Consider the following 10,619-nt stretch of genomic DNA (forward strand, 5'->3'; position numbering starts at 1 on the left):
ACGGAATCGTGAGATTGTGGGACGTCAAAACTAGGCAAATCCAGGAATTGAAAGGGCATCAGGGTTGGGTTGACCAGGTGGAATTTAGTCCGGATGGTCAGCTGCTGGCTAGCGCTGGAGTTGACCGTACCGTCCGCCTGTGGGATTTAGCAGGTCGGCAAATTGCCCAATTCGAGGGGACTCGCCTAGTTTTCCACCCATATGGGTCGCAACTGGCTACTATAGACGGTGATACCATCAAGCTGTGGCGGGTGGACACCCTGGATGGACTCTTAGCTAGGGGTTGCGCTTACTTACGTAGTAATTTCAGGAATAGTTCTGTCAATCCGGAACTGAAGGCGTTTTGTGATGGCTTGCTGGAAGAATGAAGAATGAAGAATGGAGAATGAAGAATGGAGAATGAAGAATGAAGAACGGAGAATGTATAATTCTCAATTCTCAATTCTCAATTCTCAATTGATTCAATCTCTTCTCGAGAAAGTTGGGTGATTTTCATAATAGTCTCCACATCTAAACCTTGTTCCCGGCAGGAACGGGCGATCGCTATTTTTTCTTGTTTTATCCCTTTTTCAATACCTCGAATTTCTGCCTGTTCCACTTGCCATTTAGTCTCAAACTCTTGGGTACTCAGGATACTAGCTTCGTCACGCTTGTTGTTGATATAACGCTCATAAGCGGCTCGTTCTTGTTCTGATAAATTAGTGACTCGTAGCGCCTCCTTGGCTTCGGCTATTCCTTTGGCCGAAAATTCGGCTTTGATGTCGCTGTTTTTCAGAAAATAAATCCATTCATCTAAGGGGTTTTTCGCTAAGTCCTTAAAATTCCTTACTTTCAGCAGGTAGTATTCTGGGAAGATATCTGCTACTTTATTGATGTGAAATTTAAATTCCTGAGTTTTTGTCGGTTGCAGGATATCCCCCAGATTAGCCCCAACGAATTCTCCACGATAGGAATAAATATAGTCATCTCCCATTCCCAGGTTAAAGTAGACTATATTAATTGAGTAGACTTTTTTAATTTGACCGTACTCTTCACCTTTGTCTAAGTATTCGGTGACTAACTTAGACGCACCGTAGAGCATACGGTGGAAATAATCGTGTTGAGGATTGTTTTGTACTTCAATCAGGATCAGCTCGCCATCAGTGGTTTCAGCGAGAATATCAACTCGGTTGGTTTTATCATCGAGTGTTTCTTGATTAGCTTCGCTTTCGAGAAGGGTTTTGATGGTAATATCAAAATGCAACAACTCGCTTAAAAACCCTTCCAAAACACCAAAGTTAGCTTTATTACGCAGCAGTTTTTTGATTGCCCAATCAAAGCGAATATGTGTGTCTGGCATTGTCTTGTTATCTTAAGGAAGAAAGAGTGAATGGTGAATGGTGAATGAAGAATGTAGAATGTAGAATGTAGAATTATCAATTCTGAATTCTACATTCTACATTCTAAATTGATTCAATCTCTTGCCGAGAAAGTTGGGTGATGTTCATAATAGTTTCCACATCTAAACCTTGTTCCCGGCAGGAACGGGCGATCGCTATTTTTTCTTCTTTTTTACCTTGTTGGATACCTTCTTGTTTTCCTTGTTGGATACCTTTTTCAATACCTCGAATTTCTGCCTGTTCCACTTGCCATTTTGTTTCCAACTCTTGGGTACTCAGGATACTAGCTTCGTCACGCTTGTTGTTGATATAACGCTCGTAAGCTGCTCTTTCTTGTTCTGATAAATTAGTGACTCGCAGCGCCTCCTTAGCTTCTGCTATTCCTTTCGCCGAAAATTCCGCTTTGATGTCGCTGTTTTTGAGAAAATAAATCCATTCATCTAAGGGGTTTTTCGCTAAATCCTTAAAATTCCTTACTTTCAGCAGGTAGTATTCTGGGAAGATATCTGCTACTTTATTGATGTGAAATTTAAATTCCTGAGTTTTTGTCGGTTGCAGGATATCCCCCAGATTAGCCCCAACGAATTCTCCACGATAGGAATAAATATAGTCATCTCCCATTCCGAGGTTAAAGTAGACTATATTGATTGAGTAGACTTTTTTAATTTGACCGTACTCTTCACCTTTGTCTAAGTATTCGGTGACTAACTTAGACGCACCGTAGAGCATACGGTGGAAATAATCATGTTGAGGGTTGTTTTGTACTTCAATCAGGATCAGCTCGCCATCAGTGGTTTCAGCGAGAATATCAACTCGGTTAGTTTTATCATCGAGTGTTTCTTGATTAGCTTCGCTTTCGAGAAGGGTTTTGATGGTAATATCGAAATGCAACAACTCGCTTAAAAACCCTTCCAAAACACCAAAGTTAGCTTTATTACGCAGCAGTTTTTTGATTGCCCAATCAAAGCGAATATGTGTGTCTGGCATTGTCTTGTGCTGGTGTTACTGTTCTCGATTTGAATCAAAGGTGGGCAAAAGTGATAGATTTTTCAGTTCAGGTTATCTGTGACGACCTTTTGCCGACCCTAGCTCAACAGCTTACTTCATAATTGATTCTTCTGACTTTATTCAAGCTGGTGTAACCAACCGTTTCCGGAGGGATTCTGCTCGACGCTTAGCGGTAGAATTCTTGGGGTCATATTTGAGCGCCTCATCATAAGCTTCTAACGCCTGAGCAGTTAATTGCTTGCGCTCGTAAACATGACCGAGATTGTTGAGGGCTGTGACATATCCAGGCTCTTGCTTCAAGGCTTCTTTGTACTGGCGAATAGCCAGATCATACTGTTCTTTAGCACAATAGGCGAAACCCAAAGCATTATAGACAGGACCAAGGTTTTCTTCGTCAGCATCAGTCCCTTTCAAGGCTTTTTGAAATAGCAGGATAGCTTGACCAAATAGCTTCTTGTCCGCATAAATACTGCCCAACTCGTAATACTCTATAACTGTCCCCCGGTCTTTTTGCAGCTTTTTCTCCAACCGAGAGAGAGTGGTTTCAATTCTACGAGTTTTGATAACTTGGCGCAGCACCGCGAAAGTAACACCAGCAAGTAGGACTAGCAAAACGGAAAGATAAATAGTTGGCAGTGTATCATTCATAAGGTTTGACAGTTTTTCTTCTTAATGGTAATCCCCAAGCAGTAGCTCGTTGAGCTAACCAACCATCTGCTTGCCAACGTGCGATCGCATGATTCACGCGCTGCTTTAGCTTGGTGTATTGTAACCCCTTAGGCATCACCACACACAAGGCTTCACCCGAGAGCCACACTGGTAGCATCCGATACTCAGGATAGTCTTGTACCCAGCCACTGAGAATGCTCTTATCGGCAGCAAAAGCATCAGCCCTACCATTTTCTAAAAGCGTACGCGCTTCTTGGTAGGAATCTACTCCCACCACCCTAGATTCCGGTAAAGCATACTGCACGACAGCAATTGTGCTAGAATGATTGAGTATGGCGATGGTTCTGCTATGGAGATCACCCAATCTGGTAATTAAGGGGTCTTTAGTAATCAAACCCGTGCCATCCAGGTAGTAGGGGATACTAAAATCCACTAATCGGCGGCGAGGTGCTGTGGCTGTGACTCTAGCAATTGTCAGGTCAACTTCACCGTCCAAAACCACCTTCAGTCGGTCAAGATTTCCCACCTGCTGCAACACCACCGCATCTGAATTACCTAACAGTTCTTCTGCTAGACGTCGTGCTAAGTCAATTTCCAATCCTTGTAACTTGCCATCCGCATCCCTATATCCCAAAGGGCGCAGATTATCTTTGACAGCAACAATCAACTGACCCCGCTGCTCTATTTCCTCAAGTTGAGCACTCCCAACCCGTAACGGTGTCAAAAAAGACATCGCCGTCAATCCGAAGACCATACCAAAGTTGAAGAACTTGTGCTTAAGCATCGGTCGGGGAATCGAAATTCGCAAAAAGGTAAGGTAATCGGTCTTGCTTAAGGGACTTGCCTGAAAAAACAATACCAATTAAATAGCAATTAACTCCCAATTCAATTTGGATGGGATAATTCTTATAATCTATAATAATCAAAAGAACCAAAGATGGTTTTTACCCTCAACAAGCCTTACCCTTACGGATTACCCATTTACCCAAAACCCGAGTTTCTCAGGTTGCTAAGCATTCAGCTATCAGCCATTAGCCTTGGCCTATGGCTACGCTACGCGAATGGCCAAAAGCTGACGGCTGACCGCAGACGCGCGTAGCGTGCGCGTAGCGCATATGCTTACTCAGCTTTAGCCGCTAACTCCACCACTTTGTTAAAGCTATCTGGATCCAGAACTGCCAGCTGTGCCAACATCTTGCGGTTAATTTGGATATTGGCTTTTTTCATTTGACCCATCAGCTGGCTGTAGCTAATGCCATTTTGACGTGCTGCTGCGTTAATGCGAGTAATCCACAGACGTCGAAAATCCCGCTTGCGCTTGCGGCGATCACGATAGGCATTGCGCAGTGCTTTCATCACTTGTTGGTTAGCAATGCGGAAGAGTTTCGAGTGGGAACCTCTGAACCCCTTAGCAAGTTTGAGAATTTTTTTGCGCCGCTTACGAGCGACATTACCGCGTTTTACCCGTGTCATGGTTGATTCTAGCTAGTATGTTAGTTTAGTAGTGTTAGCAGTTTAGGTCTTCTGTTAAGATTTACATATAAGGCAACATCAGGCGAACATTATCCGCATCCCGTTCGTCTACCAAGGTCAGTTTAGACAAGCGCCCCTTCCGTTCTGAGGTCTTGTGTTCTAGTAAGTGATTTTTAAACGCTTTGCGGCGTCTTATTTTACCACTGCCAGTAGCTCTAAAACGCTTGGCAGCTGATTTGCGGCTTTTTAGTTTAGGCATTGACGGATTATAATAATGGCACAATTTATTATTGTATACCAATTGCTGCGTAATTAGGTGACCGGCTTATTCGTCTTCTTCTGGTAAATTCTTGGGCAAGGTGATGGTAAAGGTTGTTCCAACACCCACTTCACTTTCCACGTGAATCTTACCACCGTGTGAGTCTACACAACTTTTGACAATTGATAACCCTAGTCCTGTTCCTGGGATTATACCCACATTACTGGCACGACTAAAAGACTCAAACAATTTTGGTTGGTCTTCTTTAGGGATGCCAATACCTTGATCAATTATCTGTAAGATTACTTTCTCTTCATCTCCGTTTAGCTGTACTAAAATAGTCCCACCATCGGGAGAATATTTAATGGCATTGGAGATGATGTTATTCAGAATTTGTCTAATAATTTTGGGGTCTCCTAATATTGGCTCCCAGTCTCTTTTACTACTAAATAGTAGCCGATGTTTAGCCCCAAGGCTTGATTGAATTGGGCAGAATAACTCCTGAAAAAATGTTACTAAATTCAAAGCAACTGGTTGAAATTCTAACTTATCGAATTCTGCTTGATTAATGAATAATAAATCATTGACTAGGGTAGTCATATGTTTGACCGCACCTTGGATCCGCCAAAAATGTTTAACTTGCTGAGAATCAGTCAATTTATGACGGTACTGTTCTAGGAGTTCCACAGAGGATAGAATTGTCATTAAAGGTGTACGGTACTCATGGGATATGGTAAAAATAATCCGAGATTTAAGGTCACTGACTTCTTTTTCACGCTCCAGTGATTGACGCAATTGCGATTCCAAGTTGCGTAGCTGTTCTAAGTAATCTCTTAGTTCCACTGTGCGAGCTTGGATTCTGGTTTCAAGTTCTTGATTGAGGGCTTCTAAAGCAGTTTGGGCGGAAATGCGATCGCGAATTTCCTGTTGCAGCAGTTGATTTTGCTCAATCAGTTGTGTTTGTAGCTTGTGCAGAGTCAATTGATTCTCCACACGGGCTAAAACTTCCTCAACCTGGAATGGCTTGGTGATATAGTCAGCACCACCAACAGCAAAGGCTTTCACCTTGTCCCAAGTTTCATCCAGAGCACTGATAAAGATTACTGGAACTCCCTGAGTTTTTTGATTAGATTTCAGCTGTTTACAGACGTCATAGCCATCGATCTTTGGCATTATAATGTCTAGTAAAATCAAATCCGGTGGATCACACAATGCTGATTCCAAGGCAAGTAGTCCATCGATCATGCTCCTAACCTGATAGCCTTGCTGAATCAGGATGGAAGATAGCAGCTGCAAATTGGTTGGTGTGTCATCCACAACCATAATTTCTGCCTGAGTTGCCTCAGCTTGATGGTTATTCATTCTTTAATTACGTAGAGCGAACCATAGGGGAGAAGCAAATTGGGCAGGAGCATACTGACCAGTAGCCCGCTGATCTGATTGAATCAGAAGGCGGTTTGGCTACGAGTGTTCCTACTCCACCATTAATGCGGCAAGGGGGCGGACACCTGAACCCGTAGGGTCAGTGTCTGGGGAATTGCCGCCAACAAATAAATTGTTCGCGTAGCGTGGCCTACGGCCAGCGGTAGCGAATCCTTATTGATTGACTTGGTATTCATAACCGTCAGCCTTAAAGATTGTTTGCAAGTATTTAGGATGGACATCAAAGCGTTGATTAGGTAATGACAACATGAAGCTAGGACGATAACGAATAGCAATCCGTCCTGTGTATTGCCCAGCGTATTTACCTTTTGGGATATCAGCCTTAACTATGTCTCCTGTTTGAAACCCTCGAAAGAATTTAGCTTTAGATGCATGAGCTTTTGGAAAACCATATTTGTCAGTTCTGCATCGTTGACGAACACCATGACCTTTAGCTTTGACTATTAAAGGCTTGATACCATTGAGCAACAGTTTTTCAGGAGTAGATTGACCTACACAAGCAGCATCTGCCCAATGAGTCTTATCAATGCCTCTGGTTTTACGATTAAACTTAGTCAGACCGCCGGAGCCAGTCTCTACAGGTAATCTAGTTAGCTTTAGTCTTCTGAATAATTCCCAACGAGTTGCATTTACTGCTGCTGCGTCTTTGAGTGGGGTTTTTGCTTTGGCTAGTACTCTTTTGAGTACATCAGGCTTTTTCTTGAGAAACTTCTCAATGGATTTGTTCCCTTTTTTCTGGTTACAGCTTCGACAAGCCAAGGTTAAATTACTAACTCGATTGCTACCTCCTTTTGATTTGGGAATAATATGATCTACTTCTAAAGGCACGTTTTCCGCACCACAATACACACAATTTCGTCCCCACTTGGTTAGTAAATATTCTTTGACCTCAAAACCAAATAACTCGCCTCGTTGATATTCAACCCCTGAGATTTCAGGATTTTGCATCTTTTGAGTGTCAAAGCGGACTAACTCTTGAGAAATTGCAGTTACAGGACATAACTTAGTAAGTCGCCTAACCCAAGTCTCAACATTAAAAATTCGACTCATTAACGATGGTGGGAGCCATCCTTCCGGTTTTATACGATTAATAAATCTGGGCTTACGGTAACGAGTTTTACGGTTACGCCGTCCACGTCTTAAAGCCCTACGAGACTCCAAGGCATTTTTAATCTGTAAACCTCGATGATAAATTTCTAAGGCATTAGTTACTCGTCCTGTTGACTCCTGGACAATGGCAATACCTGTGGTTTTTGAACCAGGATCTATCTTGATTCGATATGGATGGGTAACCGAATTATTAACTGTTCTGTCTAGCAGAATAATGGTGAATGGATAACGTTTAAAAACTTTAGCTCTCCTTTTTTTGAGTAGTTCTCTAGCTCTTGCCGGATGACAAGGCTCTAAAGGTTGTTTATCTTTATCTAGTACGAAAACTCGCATTACTTTGAACACTCCTTTTCAGGGTAAAGTTTGCCGAGTGCTTTGCACACGCTTGCGCGAACGACGATGTTAAGACTCGGTACTTTGTAAGTAACACTGGCTTTCCCGAATGACCTGTTTAATTACTTACTTCTAGAGCCTAGAGCTGGCACGTACTCCAGGGTAGGAATTTTAACTCTTGGTCTTAACGGCTGCTAATAATAAAACTAGCCGTCTGGTCAACAGACTCTTTCAAGCCCACGCTGTAATCTATGATTCAGCGTGCGGTAGTTGACTATTCCTTAAACATCATCACGGCGAAAGAACAACATTCGGTACACAGGTTCACCACGAGCGAGGGTGGAAATTTCCCGTTCAGTAGGCACTGGCAGGGGGTTGGTTGGCAGCCAAGCAGTCTCTGGCCGGTAGAAGACTGGATGAGCATCGAAGCGCGATCGCATTTCCACTGCCACTTCCTCCACATCGGATTGTAGAAAGACCTCCCCTCCACTGGTCAAATAAGCCCCTAGATTATCAACCAAGGTGGGCTGAACTATACGTCGTTTGGCTTGTCGCTTCTTGAACCAAGGATCAGGAAATTGAATAGTGACGCGCTGCAAGGCACCAGGGTGCCAAGAGCTAAAGAGTGAATCTATAGAACTATTAGCATTACAGAACAAAAATAGGAGATTGCTCAACCCTAAATCTACCACCTTACTGTTGGCTTGTTGTACCAATGGTTCCCGAATTTCTAACCCCAAAAAATTCCAGTGGGGTTGTTGTGTTGCCATCTGCAATAAAAATTCCCCTCTCCCACAGCCAATATCCAGATGTAATGGTTGAGTAGTTTGGGCATAAACTTGATTCCAATCCGGAGGACTCACCGGCATCTGATATTGCTTGCTAAGTGGATTAACGTGTTGTCGCACTCTGACTCTAGCCAACCTTAGCACCTCCTTACTTTACTCAGGGGATGGGGGATCAGGGATTAAGGGTTATATCCCTAATCTAGTTGTAAATGTGATATCTAGGTGCGCGCCTCCTAGGGCGAGTAAATCGCCCTAGGAGGCGCGCACCTCAATGAAGGCAATTCCAACTCATCTGTATTTATCCTAAATGTAATCTTTAAAGTTTTTTATAGACTAAAGCCTAATTATGTCAGGCTAAATTAAAGATTATCCATTATTGTTTAGGTGAGCAGTTAAATTGAACCTAAACAATAATGGAGAAAAGCAAAGGTCATGAGCGATAATTTTAATAATAATTAAACTAGGGGTTAATCAAGAAAAGTTTTAGTTATGAGTTTAAATTTTCGCTTTGCCGTGGTAAGTGACCTACATATCGGGTTACCCCACACCATCTGGGATCATCCCAATCGGTTTCATTTGGTAGAAGTTAGTATTCCAGTCCTAGAAAGGATTCTGGAGGATTTAGAGCAGGAAGCCTTGGATTTCCTCCTCCTACCAGGAGACTTAACCCAGCATGGTGAACCAGACAATCATGCCTGGTTACAAAAGCGATTGAGCCAGTTGCCTTTTCCAGTGTACGTCGTACCTGGAAATCATGATGTCCCCAATATCTTACCCAATGAACACTCGATTGGACTAAAGGAATTTCCCTACTACTATCGCCAATTTGGTTATGAAAATCCCGAGCAGTTGTACTATACCTGTGAAGTTTTGCCTGGAGTACAGCTGATTGGGTTAAATTCTAACCAGTTCGATACCGGTGGTAAACAGGTAGGGCGTCTTGATCAGCAACAGCTGATCTGGCTTGAGCAAGTGCTTCCCCAGTGCCAGGATAAATTGGTGCTGGTGATGGTGCATCACAATGTCATCGAGCATTTGCCCGATCAAGCTAACCATCCCTTGGGACATCGGTATATCTTGGAAAATGCTCCAGTATTACACAATATTCTCAAAACTGCTGGGGTCAATCTACTATTTACAGGTCACTTGCATGTACAGGATATCGCCTATCAAGAGGGAGTCTACGAAATCACAACAGGTTCATTAGTTAGCTATCCTCACCCCTACCGGATATTGCAGTTGTGTACCGATAATCAGGGCAAAAGATGGTTGCAAATTGAATCTCATCGAGTGGAATCAGTCCCTGGTTGGGAAAACCTAACCCAAATATCTAGAGAATGGATGAGCGATCGCTCTTATCCATTCATGGTGAAACTCCTGACTTCTCCCCCCTTAAATTTACCCGATTCAGATGCCCAGAAACTTGCTCCCAGTCTACGCTACTTCTGGGCTCATATTGCTGATGGTGATGCTGTATTCAACTTTCCTGAGTTTCCTACCCCAGTTCGTCGCTATTTTGAGTCATTTAGCTCCCATACCAGTGATGGTAAACCTGCTCTGATTGATAATCAGACCACTCTATTGCTGACAAAAAACTAATGACTAAGACGGCTTTTCTTGAACAAATTCAACCACCACAACTAACGTCATAAGCTCAGGGATTTCCTCCACCAGGGAAGCCATCCTCTACTCCTTGACCTTGACCAGGAAAGCCATCCTCTACTCCTTGACCTTGACCAGGAAAGCCATCCTCTACTCCTTGACCTTGACCAGGGAAGTCATCCTCTACTCCTTGACCTTGATCCGGTAGCTGAACAGGAATTTCCGTTTCCGGCTCGGGTTCGGGCTCAGGCTCAGGTTCCGGCTCAGGCTCAGGTTCCGGCTCAGGTTCCGGCTCAGGCTCAGGTTCAGGCTCGGGTTCAGGTTCAGGCTCGGGTTCAGGTTCCGGCTCAGGTTCCGGCTCAGGTTCCGGCTCAGGCTCAGGTTCCGGCTCAGGCTCAGGTTCCGGCTCAGGCTCAGGTTCCGGCTCAGGCTCAGGTTCCGGCTCAGGCTCAGGTTCCGGCTCCGGCTCAGGTTCAGGTTCCGGCTCAGGCTCAGGTTCCGGCTCCGGTTCCGGCTCCGGCTCCGGTTCCGGTTCGGGCTCCGGTTCGTGCTCCG

11 protein-coding genes and 1 pseudogene are annotated in these 10,619 nt (G+C 43.8%); 2 read left to right on the forward strand and 10 right to left on the reverse strand.

Annotated features, from left to right (window positions below):
- On the forward strand, nucleotides 1-368 hold a 368-nt coding region (locus F6K38_RS28435), incomplete at its 5' end, for a WD40 repeat domain-containing protein (RefSeq protein WP_502709606.1).
- 77 nt (nucleotides 369-445) lie between these two features.
- On the opposite strand, the gene F6K38_RS28440 is transcribed toward F6K38_RS28435, so the two are convergent.
- From F6K38_RS28440 to trmB, 9 genes are all read right to left on the reverse strand, one after another.
- Nucleotides 446-1,339: an Rpn family recombination-promoting nuclease/putative transposase gene (locus F6K38_RS28440; RefSeq protein WP_008186593.1), complete on the reverse strand. Its 894-nt coding sequence runs from the start codon at nucleotides 1,337-1,339 to the stop codon at nucleotides 446-448.
- 103 nt (nucleotides 1,340-1,442) lie between these two features.
- Complete coding sequence (locus tag F6K38_RS28445; protein WP_008186591.1) at nucleotides 1,443-2,366, reverse strand: Rpn family recombination-promoting nuclease/putative transposase; 924 nt, start codon at nucleotides 2,364-2,366, stop codon at nucleotides 1,443-1,445.
- Between the two features lie 141 nt (nucleotides 2,367-2,507).
- Entirely contained in the window at nucleotides 2,508-3,035 is a 528-nt protein-coding gene (locus F6K38_RS28450; RefSeq protein ID WP_008186589.1) for a tetratricopeptide repeat protein, read from the reverse strand.
- Entirely contained in the window at nucleotides 3,028-3,840 is an 813-nt protein-coding gene (locus F6K38_RS28455; protein WP_008186587.1) for a transporter substrate-binding domain-containing protein, read from the reverse strand. The genes F6K38_RS28450 and F6K38_RS28455 overlap by 8 nt, the downstream gene beginning before the upstream one ends.
- A gap of 335 nt (nucleotides 3,841-4,175) precedes the next feature.
- Complete coding sequence (gene rplT, locus F6K38_RS28460; protein WP_008186586.1) at nucleotides 4,176-4,529, reverse strand: 50S ribosomal protein L20; 354 nt, start codon at nucleotides 4,527-4,529, stop codon at nucleotides 4,176-4,178.
- Between the two features lie 61 nt (nucleotides 4,530-4,590).
- Nucleotides 4,591-4,788: a 50S ribosomal protein L35 gene (gene rpmI / locus F6K38_RS28465; protein ID WP_008186584.1), complete on the reverse strand. Its 198-nt coding sequence runs from the start codon at nucleotides 4,786-4,788 to the stop codon at nucleotides 4,591-4,593.
- 66 nt (nucleotides 4,789-4,854) lie between these two features.
- Complete coding sequence (locus tag F6K38_RS28470) at nucleotides 4,855-6,150, reverse strand: ATP-binding response regulator (RefSeq protein ID WP_008186582.1); 1,296 nt, start codon at nucleotides 6,148-6,150, stop codon at nucleotides 4,855-4,857.
- 234 nt (nucleotides 6,151-6,384) lie between these two features.
- Nucleotides 6,385-7,674: an RNA-guided endonuclease IscB gene (gene iscB / locus F6K38_RS28475; protein ID WP_008186580.1), complete on the reverse strand. Its 1,290-nt coding sequence runs from the start codon at nucleotides 7,672-7,674 to the stop codon at nucleotides 6,385-6,387.
- A 281-nt stretch (nucleotides 7,675-7,955) separates the two neighbouring features.
- The gene (trmB, locus tag F6K38_RS28480) at nucleotides 7,956-8,597 is read right to left on the reverse strand and encodes a tRNA (guanosine(46)-N7)-methyltransferase TrmB (RefSeq protein WP_044493866.1); all 642 of its coding nucleotides are present in this window, start codon (nucleotides 8,595-8,597) and stop codon (nucleotides 7,956-7,958) included.
- A 354-nt stretch (nucleotides 8,598-8,951) separates the two neighbouring features.
- Here trmB and F6K38_RS28485 point away from each other — a divergent pair, with 354 nt between their 5' ends.
- Entirely contained in the window at nucleotides 8,952-10,061 is a 1,110-nt protein-coding gene (locus F6K38_RS28485; protein ID WP_287358421.1) for a metallophosphoesterase family protein, read from the forward strand.
- 55 nt (nucleotides 10,062-10,116) lie between these two features.
- Here F6K38_RS28485 and F6K38_RS28490 read toward each other — a convergent pair.
- Nucleotides 10,117-10,619 (reverse strand): annotated as a pseudogene (locus F6K38_RS28490) (hypothetical protein); the annotation flags it as partial.

This window comes from Moorena sp. SIO3B2, assembly GCF_010692525.1.
GTDB classification, from domain to species: Bacteria; Cyanobacteriota; Cyanobacteriia; order Cyanobacteriales; family Coleofasciculaceae; genus Moorena; species Moorena producens.

What these genes read in the sequence shown, in the direction of transcription:
- F6K38_RS28440 (WP_008186593.1), bottom strand. Translation starts at nt 1,339, where the DNA reads ATGCCAGACACACATATTCGCTTTGATTGGGCAATCAAAAAACTGCTG.
- F6K38_RS28445 (WP_008186591.1), bottom strand. Translation starts at nt 2,366, where the DNA reads ATGCCAGACACACATATTCGCTTTGATTGGGCAATCAAAAAACTGCTG.
- F6K38_RS28450 (WP_008186589.1), bottom strand. Translation starts at nt 3,035, where the DNA reads ATGAATGATACACTGCCAACTATTTATCTTTCCGTTTTGCTAGTCCTA.
- F6K38_RS28455 (WP_008186587.1), bottom strand. Translation starts at nt 3,840, where the DNA reads ATGCTTAAGCACAAGTTCTTCAACTTTGGTATGGTCTTCGGATTGACG.
- rplT (WP_008186586.1), bottom strand. Translation starts at nt 4,529, where the DNA reads ATGACACGGGTAAAACGCGGTAATGTCGCTCGTAAGCGGCGCAAAAAA.
- rpmI (WP_008186584.1), bottom strand. Translation starts at nt 4,788, where the DNA reads ATGCCTAAACTAAAAAGCCGCAAATCAGCTGCCAAGCGTTTTAGAGCT.
- F6K38_RS28470 (WP_008186582.1), bottom strand. Translation starts at nt 6,150, where the DNA reads ATGAATAACCATCAAGCTGAGGCAACTCAGGCAGAAATTATGGTTGTG.
- iscB (WP_008186580.1), bottom strand. Translation starts at nt 7,674, where the DNA reads ATGCGAGTTTTCGTACTAGATAAAGATAAACAACCTTTAGAGCCTTGT.
- F6K38_RS28485 (WP_287358421.1), top strand. Translation starts at nt 8,952, where the DNA reads ATGAGTTTAAATTTTCGCTTTGCCGTGGTAAGTGACCTACATATCGGG.